Below are 21,600 nucleotides of genomic sequence, written 5' to 3' on the forward strand. Positions count from 1 at the left end.
AGGGGCATTGGCTTATTGGTACCGTTGATACCAACAATATATGATAATGAGTCCTTTTGCCGTGACAATACAATTGCTTCACCTGGCTCGCAAACAATTCCCTCCGATTTATCCCAGGTAGCCGGCATTTCCTTCAACAGGGTCTTCACATCTGCCGGCAATGATTCAAATACTTCCTTTGAATCTGCAAAATGAATAATCCCGGAAGTGTAAATCATAGGTGTTGCCAATTCATGAACGCCGGTATTCAAGCGGGGATATTTTCGCATGGTAAGGGCCACCGCTGTATAGTCGGCCGGACCGGCCACATTTCTTGTAAAAGGCAATACTGTGTTTTGTTCCGCTGCTTTATCAGGGTATCGTGGTTCATAAAAATAACTTTCGAGCCCTAAAATGGCTTCGGCCGTCAGAAAATTAGGCCAGGTCCTATGCCAGCCTCTTGGAACAGTCACACCGTGAAGATTCACCAATAAATGCTCATTCGCCGCATCTTCAAAAACACCTTGTAAAGCTCCCATTACTTCCTGCCGGTCGGAACACCAGAAATCAATCTTCACCCCTTTAATTCCCATTTTCGCAAATCTCTTTAATCGCGCCTTTCTTTTTTCCGGGTCGAAATAATCTCCTGAAAAGCCCCACACCAGTGGCTTGATGCCTTTTGACAAAGCTCTGTTGATGATACCATCCGATGAGTCTGCTTTTTCCCAACCGGCATCAAAAAGCGTGTATTCCCAGCCAAACGAAACAGCCAGATCGGTAAACTTATTATATATTTTTGCGGACATATCATCCGGTTCTGACCACCAGGACCAGGAGGCCTTTCCCGCCTCAATCCAGGAGACATCTTCAATTTTTGAGGCCGGGGCCAGATCTGTAATGAAGCTGGAAAGCAATATATCAGCGGCCTGGTCTCCAACTATGATAACCCTCCACGGCATTGTCCATGGAAGTACAGATTTTGGTTCCGGTGTGGACTTGTCATCGATTGGTAGCTGGAATTTTTCGTCCTTTTTTGGAAAGGCAATGCGGTACATTCCACCTTCAGCATCCGGTCTCAAATGGCAACCCGCGTATGAGCCGTCGGTTCCGGCTTCGGCAATAAGCATCCAACACTTTTTATTGTTTACATTGAAAAGTGCGGGCATGCACCAACCCACTGATGGGTTTCGCGGATTAGCAATGGTATCTCCCGGGCTGACATTAAAATAAAAATCCTCATATCCCGGGGTCACATAGGTTGCGCTATTATAAGGCTGTAGCCAGCCTTTCGCATTTTTTTCAATCTGAAAACCCGTTATTTCTTCTTCTACGGTACGGATGTTCTTTTGCTCTTCCGGAAAACGATACCGGAAAGCAACGCCTTCCTCTCCGGAAATCAGATCAACTATCATTAACGCTCCCTTACTATTTTTGAAAGTCACGCTTTTAGTTGTAAAAAGATGATCGATCTCCTTTTTATTCGAAACCTTCAACTGATATTTCTCTCTCCTTTCCTCAACGGGAGAAACCTTGTCTATTGATAACCCTTGCGTAAAATCCTGATCGTAACATTTCAAACCCAATGGGGAAGTACTTATAATAATACTGTCCTTCCTTTTTGCCTGGTAGTAAAGCTTCCCACTTTCATTCAAAGACAATTCTATAGTATTCAGTCCGTCTTTTGACGTTAAGCTTAAAGATTTATCGTCGCCGTTGCAACCATATAACAGAACGAATAATACAGGAGCAACCAGGTATCGCCTGAGATTTATAAACATATACTTCATGATAAATACTTGATTAGTTCCCCCTAGTAACCAGTATTCTGGTCTTCGGGATTAATGTTTTCATTTTGCTTGATCTCAGATTCGGGTATCGGGTATCTTTTATGAAACTCCTGCAGGGTTCCGGAAGTTTTGGCCCATATATTCCGGTCCTTTACATAATTCACAAAATTTCCAGTACGAATAAGATCCATTCTTCTCCATCCTTCAAAGCCCAGTTCCCTGACCCTTTCATCCATCATCTTAATTCTGAAATCAGCCTTGGACATCCCGGTTGACCAGGCTTCCGCACCTGAAAGCGTTCCTCCAAAAGCTCTTGCCCTGACAGTAGAATTAACCAGGTTCACTGCATCGGCGGTCTGATCAATTTCGTTTAAGCATTCGGCCTTACATAAGAGGATATCTGCCAGACGGAGATAATATACCAGTCCGCCAGAATACCAGAAAGGCTGTACTCCCTGGGTCCGGATGTCTTCAAATTTCTTGATGTGCGGCTCCAGTTCATCTGCTTGTCCCGTCCAGGTCAGCCCGGGTATCCTTCCGTCGGGTAGTGTGAGGTCATACCGGATGCTTGCCAATCTTCTTCTGTCACCGGTAAGGCCTTCCCATACATCTTCGTAATAATATGGCGTAGGCATTGCCAGATCATAACCACCGAAATAAACGTTAGCATTCAGGTCGGCCACTGCTCTTGACCCTGCCTGGTTTTGAATCATGTTATTATCAGGTGCGATGTTCTTGAATTGAAAGGCATAAATTATCTCACTGGAATTCTGATTTAATGTAGTATTGAACAGATCTGCATAATCAGGCAGGAGAGTATACCTGGGAATTACTTTATCAAAGTTTTCAATTGCCTTGTTATAGTCCCGCAATCCGGATTCTTCCGGGGCATACAGATATACTTTTCCCAATAGGGCAAATGCAGCACCGCTCGTTGGAATTTTAGGGTCAGTCTGCGTTGGCGGCAGGTTCTCGGCAGCGAATTTCAAATCATTAATGATGAATTGAAAAACATCGGCTAATGGTTGCCTGGATTCTTTCATATTCTCCAGGTCAATGATCGGGATGGGGCCCCATAACATCGCCAGTTCAAAATTGATGGAGCCTCGGATAAAGGACGCTTGCGCCTTAAGATCCGCCGTAGGAGAATAATAAATAGCTTTTGCGGCAGCACTGATCACCGGCCATCTTTTATTCCATTCCGCGGCAATGATTGAATTGGAGGCATTCATCGCCCCATCATATTTATCAAGTGCAGGTTGTTCGCTGCCTTCGCGCATTTGCTGTCCTCCCTGTTTTGCTTCGTCCGTACCCATGGACATATAGAGTGCACTTCTATCCTGTCTGGTCGTTCGCCATTGATTATAGAGGCCGGAAATAAGCAGCTTCAAATTTTCCTCGCTTCCATAAACCTGTTCCTCTGTTAAACTTGCGGATGGTTTTTCATCCAGAAATTTCTTACATGCGGTCAGTTGGAGCAGGGTAGCACTCATTACGAGAACTAAAATCCTGCTACTATATATTTGTTTCATCCTGTTAATTTTTAATTAGTCCACAAGGTTGGCATGCTGTTAAAGTGCTACGTTGATACCGGCAACAAACATTCTGGCTGTAGGATACCAGTCGCCATTCTCAGGATCGTAGCCCTTATATTTTGTCAATGTAAAAACGTTGTTTCCTGAAACGTAAAATCTCAGATCAGACAAGCCCAGCTTTTTGATATGAGTTTCGGGCATATTATAAGCAAGGGTGATCGTTGACAATCTCAAATACGAGGCATTTTGCAAGCCCCATGATGTTTCATTGGCTCCAAACCGCTGCGCATTGTCATAGGTAACACGGGGAATATTGGTGTTGGTGTTATCAGGTGTCCACCTGTTGAGGTTGTCTTTATGAGCAGGCCAGTAGCCGGTTCCCGTCATCAGGCGTTCATAATACGTGCTTATTTTCTTTGCTCCGTAGGAGTAGGTAAAAACAGCATTAAGATCTAAATTTTTCCATACAAGCTTCGTTGAGAAACCTCCATAAAACTTTGGATCCTGGGTACCTACGATAACCCGGTCGTCTGCATCGATGATTCCATGGCCCGGCTGGCCCGGCGCCTGTTGATCTTTTGGAAGCATATCTCCCGGCTGCAATTTTTTACCGGGCAACTGAAGACTATTTACATAAGGCATATCTTTTTCCTGGATAATTCTGTCGAATTCCAGCATGTAAATAGTGTTCAGTGATTTCCCCAGAAAGAAATTCCCTGTTCTTTGTATATCCGCGCCGGTAAATCCACCGAAATTGTAAATAGCATCCACACCCTGATACAGTTTGGTTATTTCATTCCTGTCTTTTGAAAAGTTCACAGAAATATCCCAACGCAAATTCTTTTTTTCCAAAACAACTCCTGTTATCGCCAACTCTATCCCTTTATTGGTCAACTCACCGATATTCTCTATCGTTGAAGAATAACCGGAGATGGTAGAAAGGCTACGTCTCATTAAAAGATTGGAGTTCACAATATGAAAATAGTCGGCTGTTACGGATAAGCGGTTATCAAACATTGTGAGGTCTAACCCTACATTGAATTGATTTTGTTTTTCCCAGGTCAGGTTTGGTGTTCCTCTTAATCCGGAAGAAACGAAAGAAACATTTCCGCCTGAGTAAACCGGGTTATACAGGCTGTAAAAGGCATAATTTGGAATATTCTGATTACCCACACTACCATATCCCAGTCGCAACTTCATCAGGTCAAAAAGTTGCTGGCCTTTCATGAACTCTTCGTTCGTAACATTCCAGGAAAGGCCTATCGAAGGGAAAAAGCCCCATCTATGTCCATCCGCAAAACGGGAAGAGCCATCATATCGACCGGTAAGTGTAGCAAAATATCTATTGTCGTAATTGTAGTTTACCCTTGCGAGATACGATTGTAAAGAGGCTGCATTTTTATCAGACCCCAGATTGAAGTTTGCCCTGTCATACGCACTCCCCAAATTGTAATAACCAAAATCATTGATCGGAAAATCCCGCGCCAGTACATTTGTATAACGGTAGGTGTTCTTGCTTACACTTGTAGATACAAGTGCAGAAAGCTGGTGATCTTTAAAGGACTTGTCATAAGTAATGGAATTATCCCATTGGAAGTAGTTTGAATAATCAAGGTTATGAATGGCCCTCCCTTTGAACGCACCCCGGTAAGCCTGCTGGATATCACTGGGAATATATTCATAGTATTCCTGTGTTCCATTATCTATGGCAAAAGTGGACCTTACCTTTAATCCCTTAACAGGAGTTATTTCCACGTAATTAGATGAAGCGATCTTGACCTTATTTCTGTCCTTATCTATTTTTAATGTATTAAAGGGATTTTCCCTGTTGATATCCCAGCTATTTCCCCAGGCCAGAAAAAGTGTGTCTTTATAGCGGTCTATCGGTAGTAATGGGTTTGATTCCTGGGCAACGGAAAATACAGCCCTGTCCACTTCATCGCTCACAGATTTGGTAAGGAACGTATTGGTGCCCACTTTAAGCCAGGGCTTGATTTCCTGCTCAGCATTTATCCTTCCGGTATAGCGTTTGTTGGAGGATCCTTTAATGAGGCCTTTCTGATCGATATACCCAAAGCTTAAATAATAGGTATTGTGCTCGCCACCACCGGAAAAACTGACTGAATGATTTTGCTGAAAACCTGAACGCGATATGGCCTTCAGCCAATCATAACTTTCTCCCTTTGCATAAGTTTCTTTTTCATAATCAGCAAACCAGTTGGAGTTTGGTTTCAATAATTCTTCATTGATAAACTGATCCCTGGTGGCACCTGGATGCTGTGTAAAATAATCGGTAGCCACATGAGAATTTGATAATGCTTCAATCCGTAAGTCGTAGATATCCTTTGCTCCCAGGTTCAAATTTGCATTAGTAAACCTTTCGATTCCAAACCATGTATTATACGTTACACGGCCCAGTCCTTTTTTCCCTCTTTTTGTGGTGACCACCACTACTCCATTGGAGCCCCTGGAGCCATAAATTGCAGTAGCACTGGCGTCTTTCAGAACTGTAACGGAAGCCACATCATTGAGGTTTGTCAGGTTGAAATCCCCTTCCATGATAATTCCATCCACCACAAAAATCGGGTTGCCGCCATATTGAATGGAGTTGTTCCCCCGTACACGTATTGAAGCATTTCCCCCCGGCTCTGGATTGTTCTGAATAAAAACACCTGCAGCCCTGCCTTGTAAAGCTTCAGCGATACTGGTGACGGGCCTTTCCTCCAACACTTTTTGATCTACATTAACAACGGCTCCGGTCAGATCTTTTCTCTTCACGGAAGCTCCAACAACGATGATATTATCCATGAAAGTTTCTGCCAGCACAAGGGTTATGATCAAAGGCGATTGGCTGGAAGCTGCCATGTCGGCGGATGTAATGGTCTTTTCTTTTTCCTGGTAACCCGTAAATGAAATCACCAACACCTGACCGGCCGCAGCCTCCATGGAAAATCTTCCTGCCGCATCGGTAGAAGTTCCTATACTGGTTCCCTTTATCCTGACAGAGGCTCCCTGCAATGGATTCCCGGCAGTATCCCGCACTACTCCGGAAATTGGAGGAGGAGCAACCTCTTGAGCGGGCGTGTCGGGTAGAAGTCGTACAGTAACTACAGTCGGGGATTTCTCAGATAGAAAAATCGTTCTGCCAGCGATCTGGTACCTGACTGGCTGATCTTTTAAGACCAGATCTAAAAATTCGAGAAACGGTAAATTAGTTACAGAGAGAGAAATGGTCTTTCGGCTACTGAAGACGGTTTTATTACCGAGCACCAGGTAGCCGGTTTGCTTTTCAACTGCGGAAAAAATCTTCCGAAGGGTAAGATCCTTCCCGGAGAGCGAGACCGTTTGGGCCGAAGGACTGGCGGAAACAGCCAGCGAAGCGGCAAAAAGAAAAACAGTGACCAATCTCATAACGCGCATCATTTGAGCGGGTAGCCAGCTAACACGCCGGTCAGATGACACGGTATGAAACAGCAGGCCAGCAATCGCAGTTTTTGGCATAAATTTGCTTGTTTGGTTGAAAAAAAATGTGTCATTACCTTTTGGATCAGCCCAAACATCGCCGGAGGTGTTGTAGCACTTCCGGTTTGTTTTTTTTATGGGTGATCCGCTTTTATTTATAGTGGCCGTCGCCAGACGGCCAATAAAGCCAGATGATGAATATCTTTCAGTTGCTATCTCATTATGGAAGCACAACGACTGTCCTGCCTTCGAGTTTGCAGCGAACGCCAAGATCCGCGAGATTTTTAAGCAACTCATTCAGCGTTACATCTCTCGTCATTTTCCCCGTCAACTCTGTTTTGGGCACCGTGCTTTCATAAACCACTTCGATATCGTACCAGCGTTCTAATTGCTTCATCACTTCTTTCAGGCTGACATCAGTAAAGTCGAAAGCCCTGTTCTTCCAGGCCATTACTTTATCTATATCGGCATTGTTCACGATCTTAATTCCGGGTTTTGACTGTTGACTACCCTGCGGGATTTGTGCTTGCTGACCGGGTCTGAGGATGACAGGTCTTTCAGATGGCGGGTTCTTTAGCTCAGCCACCACCTTTACGGAACCTTCTAATAATGTCGCATTAATATTTTCTTCATTCTCATATGCGTTCAGGTTGAAACTGGTTCCCAGTACTTCCACTACCGCGTTGTTATTCATTTTCACACGAAACGGCATACTGATGTTCTTTGCCACTTCAAAATAGGCTTCACCGGATAGTTCCACTTTTCTTTCCGTGCCCGTGAATATGGTAGGATACCTGATGGAACTGGCGGCATTCATCCACACGGTGGTTCCGTCCGGCAGCTTTACACTGAATTGCCTGCCTTTCGGAGTGCTCATGGTATTAAAGCCTGCTTCGCCGGAGATGGATCCCGCTGGATCGTAGGACAGTTGGCCGTCCTGCAACAACACCTGGGTGCCGCTTTCCGTAGAGATCAGTCCGTTACCGAGGCTGTCAAGTACCACCTGCCGGCCATCGGCCAGGGTCAGTATAGCCCCATCACGGCCAGGCATTATATTTTGCGGTGAGTTATTATTGTTGCTTATAATTGCCGGCTTTTGGTTCCTGTTCTGGAACCAGAAGTAGGCGCCCAGTCCCAATAGAAGAAGTAAGGATGCCGCGGCCCAATAGCGGCGGAGGAAGTGGATGCGATGGTTGGTAGCAGATGTAGTATTGTTTGCATTTTCTGACAGGGATGTGCCGGCACCGGTTTGAGGAGGGATCCTTAGTTGATTGCCGACGGCCTGTGCATCACGGTAATGCGAGAGCTCTTGCTTCACTATGGTCAATTGAAGCAGCTCTTCGTATTCACGCAGGTTAGCTGGAGATGCATTTTTCCATTCTTCGAGAACTGTCTCTTCCGATGGGGTCAACTGACCGCTTATTTTCTTCAATATAAGGATGGCAATGCCGGTGGCATGAGGTTTCATATAGCAACGCTTATGATTATATTACGAATGGGATGAGCGATCGTGCCAAAAATGGATAACTTTTTTTTCGATCTTGAGCCTGCAGTCATTTTATTATCCTGATGGCTAACAGCTGGCAGAGGGCCAGCAGGCCGCTGCTGAGAAGGATCGGCAGCAAACTACTTTTTTCTTTGATCCATTGACGAATCATTTCGATGGCCCGGCGCTTCTGGCTTCGGACCGTATCCGGGTTAATCTGCAGGATACCGGCTATTTCACTGGGGCTACGATCCGCATGGTAGGACAGTTCAAAGATCCGCTTGTATTTTTCCGGAAGTGAATCCACCGCATGGGCGAGTAAATGGATCATTTCCACCCGCACCTGCTCCGCTTCAAACTGATTGTTTTCCGTTTCTTCTGCCGGCTTTATCACCTCCATCAAATGATCCCGGCGTTGCAGGGCCCGTTGGCGGTCGATGGCCCGATGGCGGACAGTACGGTACAGGAAGTTGGTAAGATGGGTGTCGGATTGCATATCGGCTCGGGACAGCCATAGTTTTACGAAAGCTTCAGAAACGATGTCCTCCACTTCCGGCCACTCCGCCAGGAATCGTTTGCCGTAATACAGCAACCGGTCTTTATAACAAGTGTGGAGCCGGGCGAAGGCCTTTTCGTCACCGGCTGCAATCAGCCGAAACCATTCGGCTTCTTCGTTCGTTTCACGGTATGTTGATGCGTCATCTAACACATATTGATTTTACTGCTACAAGATTAATGGAAGTGTTCAAACTCCATATATTCCGGCTGCCATGTAGTATTTAAAACATCTGCAGGATTTAGCCGGTTTCTGAAGCCGGGAAATAAATGTATTTCTTCCGATACATGTTTAGTGCGATGATTGGTGAATGGGAAGGGATTGAAGAAATAGGATAACGCTGAAATTAAAGAGGTAAATAGTGTCATGATGCAATCGCTAAATTATTCAGGGTATTTTGTTTTCCGGATTATTCCGAAGCTAAACAAAGCTAACCTGTTATGCATCCAAAATTGAAATTTTGAATTATCTAATGCGATGCAGGATCTTACGGAAATGATGGATTATTTTATTATGTCAGGAGAATCTGGAGAGTATGGCTGACTTCCTGGTTAAAACTGTATCCAGATGCCGTGGACTACTTCCACAATAAAAATCCATCTAACAGGCTGCAAGCTGCGCCTCGATTTAATTACATCAGCCCTTCTTTAAAATACTTCCGCAAGGCGCAATTAAGTGATCTATGCAGCCATTGTATAAGCAGGCAACTACTTTGTAGAAATTTTGATTTGCTCAGATAGGTCATGAAAATACTTCGGTGATCAAATATTGAGCACCCTGGGATTACTGATGAACCGTGCAATATGAATTTCATTAGCCAACCAGTCGAAAAATTCGGCTCTTGCCTGTACTGTATTCTCTTTACAATTATTAGGATTTTCGTTTATATTGAACAATGCAGGTGGTGTGATATGCAAATCAATATCTTCAGAAAATCTATCGATAATCTTAAACCCTTTTGAAAGGGACGTTCCTCCCTTCAGTTCAAAATGAAAACCTTGTTTCTTGAGGCATACAAAGCATGCATGATCCAGTAGTCCTTCTCTATCAAATATGCATCAATTCCTGTTTCTCCACTGATAATTCTTAGTAGATCTTCAAATTGAGGATGGTCATGTAAATAGCCCATGTGTTACTCCAAACCTTTAAGGAAACCAGAGAAAAATTTCTTTGTACCGATGGAGCCAAAGCGACTGACTGCCTCTCGTAATTTCAAATTGTCCATCTCTTGCGATTTCAACTGTACGCTGTCCTGTACTTTATTCGGATCCTCTGCAAGTTCATCGAGATTATTCATTAAATCCACCAGCAAGTATTCTGGCGTTAATTGTTTAGGGAAATCAGGTTTCACTTTGAAAAAAAAGGTATTCTTTCCGAATTGAAACTCGCCATGTCGTTTATGATTATAAACGTACTTAGTATTATAAAGTTGAGTAGTACCTACTCCCAGCGAATTGTAATAATTAGGAGAAGTGATCAGGAAATTATCATCATTTAAGAATCTCTTTATTACCAAATCATCCTTAGGAGGAGTTTTGCCGAATACACTCTTAGCCGGAACATAGTACATGCCCTGTGAAAGCTTTTCCAATACACCTTCATCCACTAACCTTTGAAGATCCCTATCAACAGACTTGGACCACTTGGTTAGATCACTACGGCGATAGACTTCGCCGGCGTGCAATTGTTGCTTCAAAAGTTCAAACTGGCTCATTTGAAATGAAACGCATGAAATTTATAGTACGTTTACATTAAATTAGGTTCAATTTGGAGCTTTAGTTATGAGAGATTAAATGCAATTAATGTTACCCCACAGTAAAGCAACAACTTACGTATTATATTTTTATCCTACTTCCCAATACAAAACTTACTGAATATATAATCCAGCCTATCCTCATTCGATATCTCCCCCGTAATCTCTCCCAAATAATGCAAGCACCTCCTGATATCCAGTGCCAACAAATCCCCGGGAATCTTATCATCCAAACCCTTATGTATATCCGATAAAGAACTGGCTACTTGTTGTAGCGCATGCTGATGCCTGGCATTCGTCACTACTGTCCCTTCTGTCTGCACTGAACCATGCAATACCAACTCTGTTAATTTATCTTTCAACTCCTCCACATTCCAACCAGACTTCGCTGAAATAAAGATCACATTATCTAAAGCAGAGAATTCAGAAAGAAGCGATTTATCTTCAGCCTTATTCCCCACCAGCAAATATTCTATTGACTCTGATCTGAATTTATCAACCAACCCGGATAACTCTCCCACACTCATCTCATTCACATCAAACAAATACACCACCACATCTGCCTGCTGCATTTTCTCCAGGCTCTTCTCCACGCCGATACTTTCTATCACATCACTGGTATGTTCTCTTATCCCCGCCGTATCTACCAACCTGAAAAGTATTCCATTGATGTTTAGCGTTTCTTCTATCGTGTCTCTTGTAGTACCAGCAATATCACTTACTATCGCCCGGTTCTCATTCAACAACGTATTCAATAGCGTTGACTTCCCTGCGTTCGGCTTTCCGATAATCGCTACCTGCACGCCATTCTTGATCACATTTCCTAACTGAAATGATTGCAGCAAATGCTGCACGGTCCGTTCCGCTTCATTGATCAGGTTAAAGAACTGTGTTCTGTCTGCAAACTCCACATCTTCCTGCGAAAAATCCAACTCTAATTCTATCAACGCAGAAAAACTAAGCATACGATCCCGCAGCCCCTGCAACACCGCTGAAAACCCACCTCGTATATTATGCAATGCCGCTTTACGCGAAGCTTCTGTATTGGATGCGATCAGATCCGCCACAGCCTCGGCCTGCACCAGGTCTAGTTTCCCATGTAAAAACGCGCGTTGTGTGAACTCTCCCGGCTTTGCCAGTCTTGCGCCGCGGCTCACACATGCTTGAATCACCTGTTGTTGTATGTAAGGAGAACCATGGCAGGAAATTTCCACCACATCCTCGCCTGTATATGACTTAGGACCTTTGAACAGCGCCACTACCACTTCATCCAGTGCTACCTCACCATCTTTAATAAATCCTACATGAAGCGTATGGCTTTGCTGGATCATGAGATCTTTGGCCGGGAACAATTCATTCACGATAGGAAAGGCAGTTGGCCCGCTCAACCGGATAACACCAATGGCCCCGATACCCGAAGGGGTGGCCAGCGCAACGATCGTATCATCCCATCCTGACAATTTACCCAGCATAATGATTCTGTTTTGTCAAAAGTAAGACGGAACCAACAATAAAAAATCCTCCCTGCACCAGGCAGAGAGGAATGGAACTACTATCAACTCTAAAAAGCTAATCTACTCATCTCCGATCTTGAACCCGATCGGCTGGCGTTTGTAGGACTTTACCTGGATGCCATTCTGAATGGCGGGGATCCACTGGCCGCTTTTCCTGATCACGGCAATGGCAGCTTCGTGCAGTTCAGGTGGTCCGCTGAGGGCTTCCACATTGCTCACATTGCCTTGCACATCCACCACAAACTGGATAATAACGGTGCCCTGGATCATATTATCGATGGCCTCCTGGGGATATCTGCGGTTGAGCTCCTTCGTAAGGTAACGGATCCAGGCCTGCGGGCCACCGGGGTATTTGGATTCTATTTCCACTTTCTCAAAAGGTCTATCAGGCTCTCTCTTTACCGGTGCTTCAATGATACCCTTTCCTTCCCCATCAGATTTAGCCGGAGGCGCCAGGATGCCATCATCTGCATCCCCTTTGATATTTTCGGTTCCTATCTTCACATCTTCCAGCTCATCTGTTGTGGGAGGCTTCTCATCTTCCTGTACCTGGTCCACGATCTGTGGTGCGGTGTAGATCCGCTGAGCCATTTGTCTGGGAGGCTCAGGTAATTTGGGGGGAGGTGGGGGCTTCACTTCTTCCGGTTTGTTGTCAACTTCTTTAATAACAATATCAGGCGGCAGAACCACCTCTCTTGCCAGGTCTCCCTTTTTTGTATTGCCCCACAAAAAAGTACCGATCAATAATAAAATGACAGTGGCCATTCCGGCCATACTTAAAACCAAACGACGCTTATAGGTCTTGCGTAACTCATAGGCGCCGTAGGATTTATTCTTGCCGTCAAAGATGATGTCCAGGACATCTGCAGTAAGGATTTTAGTTACTTCCATGGCGAATCAATTTCTTTCTAAGACGCGCCGGCACTGCATTTCCACAAGATTAAACTAACTTTTCGGTTGTATATGTACGTAATAAAAAAATCCTCCCGGATAACCGGAAGGATTTCGAATATGCTTTACTGTTACAGTTGCTTAACCTTCAGTTTCGAGACGGAACACGATCGGTTGCTTCTTGTAAGATTTAACCTTACGACCGTTCTGTACCGCTGGTTCCCATTTACCGCTCTTCTTGATTACGCGGATGGCTTCTGATCTCAGTTCTTCAGGACCGCTGATGGCCTCTACTTCTGATACCTGACCTTCCTTGTCAACGATAAACTGGATCACCACAGTACCCTGAACCTCGTTGTCGATAGCTTCCTGAGGGTAGCGGAGGGTTTTGTTCAGGTAACGCATCCAGGCAGGAGCACCACCGGGGTATTCAGACTCGATTTCCACCTTTGTAAAGGTTTTGTCCCAGTCTTCTTCCACCTTTTTGGGAGCTTCAACCACACCCTTACCGGCATCTTCAACCGGAGGGGCTACGATACCTTCATCCTTCACACCTTCCTGGTTTACTGTACCGATCTTGGTTTCTTCCAGTTTCTCTACTTCTGGTGGCTTTTCATCTTCCTTCACCTCTTCGTCTTTCACGATCTTGGGAGGAGTGAATTTAGCCATTTCCACTTTGGGGGGATCTGGTGGCTTTGGGGGAGGCGGAGGAGGCGGTTCTTCGCGCTTTTCCTCTTGCTTGATCTCCTCCAACTGTACGTCCTGCACCACCATCTCCTTTGTGTCCTCTCCCTTGTTCAGGGAGTTGGCGAGGATATAACCCGCAAAAAGCAGGATACACACAGACGCCGTGGTAATAAGCGCGATACTAAGGCGCTTATTATAGGTTTTGCGCAGTTGATAAGCACCATAATCCTTGTTCCGTCCGTCAAAGACGATGTCAAGTACGTCGGCGCTTAATATTTTATTGCTTTCCATACAAGTTCTTTGTTATAAGATGCAATGACTGTTTGATTCCACAGGAGTTTCCTGACTATTTCTGAGAAGCCGCCATTAACTGCAGTTCCTGGTCAAAGATATCAACCAGAGCATAGCGTTTTACTTCATTGATAGCCATTTCATCGAGGATATCTACAGTATTCTTGTAAGTAGCCTCGGGTCCTGGTTTGATTACCACTACGAAGTCTTCCGGATTGGTGCTCTTCTTTTTATCGATGATCACCTGGCGGATTTCCTTGTAAGTGGCACTCTTGAAATTGGAACCATCTGGTAAGAGCTCACCTGCATAGTAAAAGATCTGGTTATCCTTTCCAAGCATGATGGAAAGGGCGCCCGATGCCTTCACCTTGTTCTGATCTTCAGGTTTTTCCGTGTCTTTCGGCAGGAAAAGCCTCATAGCAGTAGGTTCGCTCATGGTAGTCGTGAAAATGAAGAACGTAATCAGGAGGAAACCCAGGTCCACCATGGGAGTAAGGTCTACCCTCGTAGACAGCTTCTTCCCTTTCTTGACGCCTGGCCCCTTCTTATGTCCCCCACCCGACGAGGTATCCATTTCTGCCATATCGCAAATATTTTTGTATTAATAATAGATTTAATCGTTGTCAGTGGCTTTGCCACCGGTTCTTTGCTGTGTCCTGTACAGGTCAGTTCCTTCGGGTACGCCCTGGGGATCGGTGATCATGGAGAACTTGTAGATCTCGTTCTTTTTCAATGCAGTCATCACACCTTTGAAAGTGGGATATTTTGCATCGTTGTCACCTTTCACGAACAGGTTCATTTTCTTACCCTGGAAAGCACTGTTGATAGCCCTCACCCACATTTCCATCTCGTTGTTGGCGGTATCAGTCACCGGAATACCGGGGGCTGTATAACTTTCCAACTGTTTTGGAGTCAATTGCAGGTAAGATTTCAGCATGGAGAACGGAACACCGATATAGGCGCCGGCCTGATAAAAGGAATTTTTCTCTGCATCAGTGAGGTTCAGAGACTTCCACTGGTTCACGAGATCCATAACCTGTTCTTTCTCTTCTTTGTTCTCATCACCTATTGACAGGTAAGCCTTACCTTCTTTGTCCATGGTAATCAGCACCATATTCTTGGAATCCACCGGTTTGGTAGAAACAGACTTTGGTGTGGTAACTGCCAGGGCCTCAGTGGGCTTGAACTTGGTAGTCAGGATGAAGAAAGACAGCAAAAGAAAAGCCACGTCGCACATAGCGGTCATGTCTACTGAAGTACTCTTCCGTGGGACTTTAACTCTTGGCATGATGTAATAGTTTCTTTTGTTTTGAGATGCCTGTTAAGCAATTTTCCATATCATCTTGCCCAAAAACCTGAAAAATTTTCCAATGATGGGTCAAATCAGGCTGAAGGTGCGGATGATCACCTGCTGCTCCTTATTTGTAAAGAGAAGCGAAGCTTTGGGTCAAAGTGAAACCAGACTCATCGATACCGTATGTGATAGCGTCGATCCTTGTTGTAAAGATGTTGTAGAAGATGATCGCAAATGCAGATGTACCGATACCCAGGGCTGTGTTATACAGGGCCTCAGAGATACCACGGGACAGTTCCGCTGCAGCTGCACCACCACCTTCAGCACCGAGTGCCGCAAATGATGTGATCATACCTAATACAGTACCAAGCAGACCTAACAGGGTTGCTACTGAAGCGATAGTAGAAAGGAACACCAGGTTCTTTTCCAGCATTGGCAGTTCCAGGGCAGTGGCTTCTTCAACCTCTTTCTGGATAGCCAGTACTTTCTGCTCAGTGTCAAGCTCAGTATTGGAGATCATTTCTTTGTACTTGCGCAGACCAGCTTTCATTACATTACCTACGCTGCCTTTTTGCTTGTCGCACTCAGAAATAGCCTGATCAACATTCTTGTTAGCCAGGTGATATTGAACCTTACGGATGAACTCAGCAATGTTACCGGTACCGGTAGCTTTACCGATCGTCAGAAAGCGCTCAATGATGAACGTTATTACGATTAAGAAAGTCGCGATCAGGATAGGTACGATAATACCACCCTCGTACATTCTCACCAAGCCACCCTTAGGCCCTTTGTGATGAGGCCAGAATCCGCCGGAGAGATCGGGTTCAGTGAAGTTGCTTGCACTTCCAAGGACGAACCTCCAGATTACATAACCACCTACGATACAAAGTAATGGAGCTAACCACGCAATGGAATTGCTTTTCTTTTTGGGTTGAACCGATGTACTACTCTTCACGGGAGTGGCAGTTGGTTTTGTCTCAGCCATGATTGTTTGTTTTTTTTAGTGTTTGAAAAAATTTAAGTCTATCTGTAGTTAAAATTCGGCTCACAATTCTAAGGAAAACTAAAAATTTTCCAATAAAATGTTTGGAAAATTTTTTCAGCAAAGGCTCACAAGATAAGGAATTTGTTATATGGGTGCTAAAAATAAGCCAATTGGTTGAATAAAACCACGAGGTAAATGATCTTAATTTAAAAACAATTTAACTGATCAGACAAAATTGCCTTTTGTGTAATGTACGGTCAAAATGTGAATTTGTTTTTTTTAACTTCAGTCCTTTAAACACATTTTAACATGAAGAGAAACCGCTGCTTGCAAAAAGCGCTTTTTCTTGTGGCCGCAGGCTGCCTCACACTCTCAGCCTCAGCCCAGGATAAAAAATCCGCACCACCCGCCCAGCCTGCGCCCCCGGCCATGCCGCCGGCACCGCCCAAAGCTGGTCCCAAACCCTACAAAGATGTAGTAACAGATAAAGCTGTTACCCGAAAAGGGCTTTTCAACGTTCATAAAGTCGACGATAAATGGCTCCTCGAAATCGGAGATTCCATCCTCACGCGCGACATCCTGGTTGTGAACAGGATCTCCAAAGCCCCTATCGACACCCGCGCCGGGTTCACCGGTTTCGCAGGCGATGAGATCAACGAAAATGTGATCCGCTTCGAAAAAGGCCCTAATAACAAGATCTTCCTGCGTAACCTCTCCTTCTCCGTTTACGCAAAAGACTCCACTAAGCCGATGTACAAATCGGTTATGGTCAACAATATTCAGCCTATCGCAGCCGCTTTCGACGTGAAAGCCTATGCGCCGTCAAATGATGGCTCCGTGATCGATATCACCGACTTCATCGCCGGCGATAACGACCTCTTCTTCTTCGCCCCCTCCATCAAATCCGCGCTCCGCCTTGGAGGTGCGCAACCAGACAAGTCCTACATTGTAGACGTAAAAACATACCCGATCAACACGGAGATTAAAACCGTTAAGACCTATTCAAAGTCCCCGGCCCCCTCTCCCATCCCCGGTATGATGCCCGCAGGCCCAGGAGGCAACGCTACCTTTGAGCTCAACACCTCCCTGGTAGTGCTCCCTAAAGTGCCTATGAAACCCCGTTATTATGACGACAGGGTGGCTTATTTCACTACTGAATATACCGACTTCGATGCGGATCCGCAAGGCGTGAAAGACATCAGCATGGTTACACGCTGGAGACTGGAACCCAAACCCGAAGACGTTGAAAAGATGAAACGCGGCGAACTGGTAGAACCCGTTAAACCCATCATCTTCTACATCGACCCAACCACCCCCGCCAAATGGGTTCCCTACCTCATCCAGGGCGTGAACGACTGGCAGGCCGCCTTCGAAAAAGCAGGCTTCAAAAACGCCATCATGGCCAAAGTTGCTCCTACCAAAGAGCAGGACAGCACCTGGAGCCTCGAAGATGCCCGCTACTCCGCTATCGTGTACAAACCGTCTACCATCCCCAACGCCATGGGCCCCCACGTACATGACCCCCGCAGCGGCGAAATCATCGAGTCCCATATCAACTGGTACCATAATGTAATGCGCCTCCTCCGCAACTGGTACCTGATCCAGGCCGCGCCCAGCGATCCCAAGGCCCGCAAAGCCAATTTCGACGACGAACTGATGGGCCAGCTCATCCGCTTCGTATCCTCCCATGAAGTAGGCCATACCCTCGGTCTCCCCCATAACATGGGCTCCTCAGCAGCTACCCCCGTTGAAAAACTGCGCGATAAAGCATGGGTGGAAGCTAACGGCCATACCTCCTCCATCATGGACTATGCCCGCTTCAACTACGTGGCACAGCCCGAAGACAATATCTCACAGGCAGGTCTCTTCCCACGAATCGGTGACTACGACAAATGGTCTATCGAATGGGCCTACAAACCCATCTTCAATAAAACTGAAGAAGAAGAGAAAGCCGAACTCAACGAGTGGGTTAAAGCCCGCTATAACAACCCGGCCCTCCGCTTCATCCACCAGGATGGCCTCGATCCCCGCGCTCAAACTGAAAGCCTGGGCGACAATGCCATGAAAGCCAACGAATATGGTATCAAGAACCTGAAATGGATGATGCCCAAATTACAGGGATGGTTAAACGAAAAAGGGGAAGACTATACCAATCTCAAAGAAGTTTACGAAGAGATCTGGGGTACCTATAGCCGTTACCTCGGCCACGCATTCACCTATATCGGCGGTGTTTATACTGACGCAAAAACAACTGATCAGGCCGGCAATATTTATACCGTTGTGCCCAAAGCACTTCAGAAAGAAGCCCTCGCCTTCCTCAGCAAACAGGCACTGGAAACTCCCACCTGGCTGCTCGACAAAAGCATCCTCGACAAGGTCCAGGCCCCTACTTCCGACAGGATCAGCAGTCTGCAGGACAATGTCCTGGGATCTCTTATCCAGAACGGCCGTCTGCAGAGACTCATCGCTGCTGCCAACCGGGAGTCCAACACCTACAAGCCCGAAGAATACATGGATGATGTGAAGAAGGCTGTATTCTCCGAACTGACTACCCGCAAACCGATCGACAACTACCGTCGTAACCTGCAGAAAGCTTACGTGGAAAGAGTGGGCGGCCTCCTGGCTCCCGCAGCTCCCGCCGGTGGACTGAATGTTATGATGATGGGGGGCGGCTCAGGCAGCGATCCTAAAAAATCTGATATCCCTTCACTCCTGAAAGGAACACTCAGAAGCCTGAAAGCAGAGATCGTTGCGGCGATCCCGGCGTACTCAGACAGAATGACCAAATACCATTTGCAGGATCTCAACGAGAGAATCGAAAAGATCCTCAACCCAAAATAACGAGTAAGGGTTAGTGAAGGCCGCCTCTTCATTGGGGCGGCTTTTTTTTGCTCTTTATTTTCCGGGGCGGCGCAAGGGGTGGGAGCGGCGGTTGCAAAACATACCCACACCTGTGGGATGTTGAGGGGCGGTGGTGGGGTATGTTGGGGCTATGGAATAAAGCCGGACGATTGGATCGTATGTTTTGAAGACCGCCTACCCCACCCCTTGCGCCGCCTGAGCACCCTGAAGGTGCGGCAAAAAAATCCATCCCCAATGGCGAGGCGGTAAAGGGGGGGGAGATGGGGGTAAAACTTCGGTTAACCACTATTGATAGCAACATCAATGATGCCTATGCGAGCTTTCCAACTCATAGGCCCACTGCTACCTTTACTTTCAGTGATGCACCCTTTCCCCATCCCCACCCACCAACCTGCGAAAAAGCCCGGATGAATGTGATAGCGCGCGAAGGTGAAAAGGGAAATATTGCACACCCGGAGTGCCCCTGTTTTTTGGGAGTGCGGACCGGGCCTTCGAAACATACCATTCCCCAGCCCATCATTGGACTACAGCCCCAACTCACCCCATCACAGCCCAATTAATAAACGAAAAGGTGTGGGTATGTTTTACAGCCCGGGAAGCACTACCCAAAAAACAAAAAAACAAAGAAGAAAAGATTTACTCATACCGCAGCGCCTCTATCGGATTCAGCCTTGAAGCTTTATTCGCAGGATACAACCCCGCCAGCAGCCCCACAACAGAGCAGATTATAATTCCCATACCAGTCCAGAACCATGGAATCACAAACCCGGTATTAAGGTATATAGAGAAGAGATTGCCCACCATTACACCCAGGATAATGCCGAAGAAGGCTCCCAGCAAACTGATGATGGTAGACTCAAAAAGGAATTGCCATTTGATATTAGCCCCCTTGCCGCCGATGGCTTTTACAAGTCCGATCTCCTTGGTACGCTCAGTAACGGCAACCAGCATGATATTGGTAAGACCAATAGCAGCACCGAGCAGGGTGATGAAACCGATCACGAGTGCAGAGATAGTCAGACTGCTGAGCAGACCGATGAGCATTTCAGCGAAGCTGTCGCTTTTGTCGATGGCGAAATTGTCATCCTCGGTGGTGGTGAGCTTGCGGATCGGGCGGAATGTGGCCGTAGCCTGACCGGTAGCCGCATCCATGAGTTTAATATCAGCCACCTTCACCTGTATGTTGAAACTTGCATTGGGATTGGAATTGAAGAAACGACGCACATTGGTGTACGAAGTCATTATGGCATTATCCCAGTTCATGCCAAGAGTAGTGCCTTTGGCATTGAGGGTGCCCACGATCCGGAAAGGAATATTGTTGATCTTGATGATGCGGTCCAGGGGACTCTCCAGGTCGTTATTGAAAAATTTACGGGCCACATCACTTCCGATAAGGCAAACGTTACGGCCGGTCTGAACATCCAGGGCATTGATATTGCGGCCATATGCGAGCGTGAATCCGTTCTGGTCGATCCAGTTATCATCGCCACCGTAAATGCGTGTATTAGGATTCGATTTCTTACCGCCGTAGGAGATCACGGCATCATTGGAGCCGAACATGGTTAGACTGACCTGTGCAGGGAAATGAAAATTATCCTTGAATGCTTCGGCCTGTTGCCTGGTGATGGGTTTGCCGATATTCGATTTCTTTTCCTTCTTCTCGCCTTTCTTCTCTTTTTTCAGTTCCTGGCCTCCGAAACGGAAGCGTGGCTCCTTGTAACGCACGGTAAAACCGGTAGCGCCCATGGAAGAGAAACTCTCCACGAACTTCTGCTCCATGGCGGTAATGGCCGTTCTGATGCCTACCAGGGCCATGATACCAAAAGCAATGATGGCCACAGTCAAGCCTGTACGCAATTTGTTGCCGCGAACAGTGCGGTAAGCGAGTGAAAAAGTATCCCGGAATTTCATATCAGTATATGTCTTACTAATGTAAGAAATATTACGGGATCATGGCGGAAACCAGGCCAGTTTGGTACCAGCGGTCAATCCGCTACAGCAAATGAATTAGAAAAAGAAATCATACAATTTCTCCAGCAGCCATTGCGGGAAGATACCGATGAACACCACAAAGGCGGCCATCAGGATCAGCAGTCCCTTGTGGAAGCCGGATGTTTCCAGTTCCTGGGGCTCGCCATCCCTGAAGTACATGGCCTGGATCACGCGGAAATAGTAGTACACGCTGATGGCTGCGCAGAGGATACCAATGATCACCAGCCACATAACGTGACCATTCTGAATGGCCGCCGACAGCATGTAGAATTTCCCCATGAAACCTGCCGTGGCGGGGATACCCGCCAGGGAGAGCAGGAAGATGGTAGTTACGGCAGCCAGCACGGGATGGTGCTTTGCCAGGCCGTTGAAACCTTCGAAAGTATAGTCTTTCATGCGCACCAGTATGGCAAAGATGCCGATGGTAGGTACACTGTAAGCTAGTGTGTAATAAAGAAGGCCTTCTTTACCAACGCTGTTCATGGCAACGAGAGCAAAGAGCATGAAGCCCGCCTGCGCGATACTG

The 21,600-nt window shown here is 46.2% G+C and carries 16 protein-coding genes; 1 reads left to right on the forward strand and 15 read right to left on the reverse strand.

Annotation, left to right across the window (positions count from 1 at the left end; genetic code table 11):
- The 13 genes from ACTHMC_RS11220 to ACTHMC_RS11280 form a co-directional block, all read right to left on the reverse strand.
- Positions 1-1,766 (reverse strand): glycoside hydrolase family 97 catalytic domain-containing protein (locus tag ACTHMC_RS11220; protein WP_440413210.1); only part of this gene is annotated, 1,766 nt, incomplete at its 3' end.
- Between the two features lie 23 nt (positions 1,767-1,789).
- On the reverse strand, positions 1,790-3,298 hold the full coding sequence (locus tag ACTHMC_RS11225) for a RagB/SusD family nutrient uptake outer membrane protein (RefSeq protein ID WP_440413211.1): 1,509 nt from the start codon (positions 3,296-3,298) through the stop codon (positions 1,790-1,792).
- A gap of 39 nt (positions 3,299-3,337) precedes the next feature.
- Positions 3,338-6,712 carry a TonB-dependent receptor gene (locus tag ACTHMC_RS11230; protein ID WP_440413212.1) on the reverse strand — a complete coding sequence of 1,125 codons (3,375 nt, stop codon included), beginning with the start codon at positions 6,710-6,712 and terminating at the stop codon, positions 3,338-3,340.
- A gap of 271 nt (positions 6,713-6,983) precedes the next feature.
- The gene (locus ACTHMC_RS11235) at positions 6,984-8,231 is read right to left on the reverse strand and encodes a FecR family protein (RefSeq protein WP_440413213.1); all 1,248 of its coding nucleotides are present in this window, start codon (positions 8,229-8,231) and stop codon (positions 6,984-6,986) included.
- Between the two features lie 85 nt (positions 8,232-8,316).
- Positions 8,317-8,958, reverse strand: coding sequence for an RNA polymerase sigma factor (locus ACTHMC_RS11240; protein ID WP_440413214.1), 642 nt, complete (start codon positions 8,956-8,958; stop codon positions 8,317-8,319).
- Positions 8,959-9,566: 608 nt separating this feature from the next.
- Entirely contained in the window at positions 9,567-9,860 is a 294-nt protein-coding gene (locus tag ACTHMC_RS11245) for a nucleotidyl transferase AbiEii/AbiGii toxin family protein (RefSeq protein WP_440413225.1), read from the reverse strand.
- Positions 9,861-9,937: 77 nt separating this feature from the next.
- A complete protein-coding gene (locus tag ACTHMC_RS11250; RefSeq protein ID WP_440413215.1) occupies positions 9,938-10,519 on the reverse strand; it encodes a hypothetical protein in 582 nt (193 codons plus the stop codon).
- A 134-nt stretch (positions 10,520-10,653) separates the two neighbouring features.
- Entirely contained in the window at positions 10,654-12,030 is a 1,377-nt protein-coding gene (mnmE, locus tag ACTHMC_RS11255; protein ID WP_440413216.1) for a tRNA uridine-5-carboxymethylaminomethyl(34) synthesis GTPase MnmE, read from the reverse strand.
- 102 nt (positions 12,031-12,132) lie between these two features.
- Positions 12,133-12,963 (reverse strand): energy transducer TonB, encoded by an 831-nt coding sequence (locus ACTHMC_RS11260; RefSeq protein ID WP_440413217.1) that lies wholly within the window; start codon positions 12,961-12,963, stop codon positions 12,133-12,135.
- 141 nt (positions 12,964-13,104) lie between these two features.
- The gene (locus ACTHMC_RS11265) at positions 13,105-13,941 is read right to left on the reverse strand and encodes an energy transducer TonB (protein ID WP_440413218.1); all 837 of its coding nucleotides are present in this window, start codon (positions 13,939-13,941) and stop codon (positions 13,105-13,107) included.
- Between the two features lie 55 nt (positions 13,942-13,996).
- Positions 13,997-14,524 (reverse strand): ExbD/TolR family protein, encoded by a 528-nt coding sequence (locus ACTHMC_RS11270; RefSeq protein ID WP_440413219.1) that lies wholly within the window; start codon positions 14,522-14,524, stop codon positions 13,997-13,999.
- 30 nt (positions 14,525-14,554) lie between these two features.
- On the reverse strand, positions 14,555-15,229 hold the full coding sequence (locus ACTHMC_RS11275; protein ID WP_440413220.1) for a biopolymer transporter ExbD: 675 nt from the start codon (positions 15,227-15,229) through the stop codon (positions 14,555-14,557).
- A 130-nt stretch (positions 15,230-15,359) separates the two neighbouring features.
- Positions 15,360-16,220 carry a MotA/TolQ/ExbB proton channel family protein gene (locus ACTHMC_RS11280; RefSeq protein ID WP_440413221.1) on the reverse strand — a complete coding sequence of 287 codons (861 nt, stop codon included), beginning with the start codon at positions 16,218-16,220 and terminating at the stop codon, positions 15,360-15,362.
- A gap of 309 nt (positions 16,221-16,529) precedes the next feature.
- Between ACTHMC_RS11280 and ACTHMC_RS11285 the strand changes: the two genes are divergently transcribed.
- A complete protein-coding gene (locus tag ACTHMC_RS11285; protein ID WP_440413222.1) occupies positions 16,530-19,061 on the forward strand; it encodes a zinc-dependent metalloprotease in 2,532 nt (843 codons plus the stop codon).
- A 657-nt stretch (positions 19,062-19,718) separates the two neighbouring features.
- Here ACTHMC_RS11285 and ACTHMC_RS11290 read toward each other — a convergent pair.
- Together ACTHMC_RS11290 and ACTHMC_RS11295 are read right to left on the reverse strand one after the other, a co-directional pair.
- Positions 19,719-20,993, reverse strand: a complete 1,275-nt coding sequence (locus tag ACTHMC_RS11290; RefSeq protein WP_440413223.1) for an ABC transporter permease — start codon at positions 20,991-20,993, stop codon at positions 19,719-19,721.
- A 96-nt stretch (positions 20,994-21,089) separates the two neighbouring features.
- The coding region (locus ACTHMC_RS11295; protein ID WP_440413224.1) for an NADH-quinone oxidoreductase subunit N at positions 21,090-21,600 on the reverse strand (511 nt) is incomplete at its 5' end.

The organism is Pseudobacter sp. (genome assembly GCF_051955275.1).
In the GTDB taxonomy this organism is placed as follows: Bacteria; Bacteroidota; Bacteroidia; order Chitinophagales; family Chitinophagaceae; genus Pseudobacter.

Excerpts from the sequence above, each read along its gene's own strand:
- ACTHMC_RS11275 (WP_440413220.1), bottom strand. The coding sequence starts at position 15,229 with ATGCCAAGAGTTAAAGTCCCACGGAAGAGTACTTCAGTAGACATGACC.
- ACTHMC_RS11250 (WP_440413215.1), bottom strand. The coding sequence starts at position 10,519 with ATGAGCCAGTTTGAACTTTTGAAGCAACAATTGCACGCCGGCGAAGTC.
- ACTHMC_RS11235 (WP_440413213.1), bottom strand. The coding sequence starts at position 8,231 with ATGAAACCTCATGCCACCGGCATTGCCATCCTTATATTGAAGAAAATA.
- ACTHMC_RS11285 (WP_440413222.1), top strand. The coding sequence starts at position 16,530 with ATGAAGAGAAACCGCTGCTTGCAAAAAGCGCTTTTTCTTGTGGCCGCA.
- mnmE (WP_440413216.1), bottom strand. The coding sequence starts at position 12,030 with ATGCTGGGTAAATTGTCAGGATGGGATGATACGATCGTTGCGCTGGCC.
- ACTHMC_RS11270 (WP_440413219.1), bottom strand. The coding sequence starts at position 14,524 with ATGGCAGAAATGGATACCTCGTCGGGTGGGGGACATAAGAAGGGGCCA.
- ACTHMC_RS11290 (WP_440413223.1), bottom strand. The coding sequence starts at position 20,993 with ATGAAATTCCGGGATACTTTTTCACTCGCTTACCGCACTGTTCGCGGC.
- ACTHMC_RS11230 (WP_440413212.1), bottom strand. The coding sequence starts at position 6,712 with ATGAGATTGGTCACTGTTTTTCTTTTTGCCGCTTCGCTGGCTGTTTCC.
- ACTHMC_RS11260 (WP_440413217.1), bottom strand. The coding sequence starts at position 12,963 with ATGGAAGTAACTAAAATCCTTACTGCAGATGTCCTGGACATCATCTTT.
- ACTHMC_RS11225 (WP_440413211.1), bottom strand. The coding sequence starts at position 3,298 with ATGAAACAAATATATAGTAGCAGGATTTTAGTTCTCGTAATGAGTGCT.
- ACTHMC_RS11265 (WP_440413218.1), bottom strand. The coding sequence starts at position 13,941 with ATGGAAAGCAATAAAATATTAAGCGCCGACGTACTTGACATCGTCTTT.
- ACTHMC_RS11280 (WP_440413221.1), bottom strand. The coding sequence starts at position 16,220 with ATGGCTGAGACAAAACCAACTGCCACTCCCGTGAAGAGTAGTACATCG.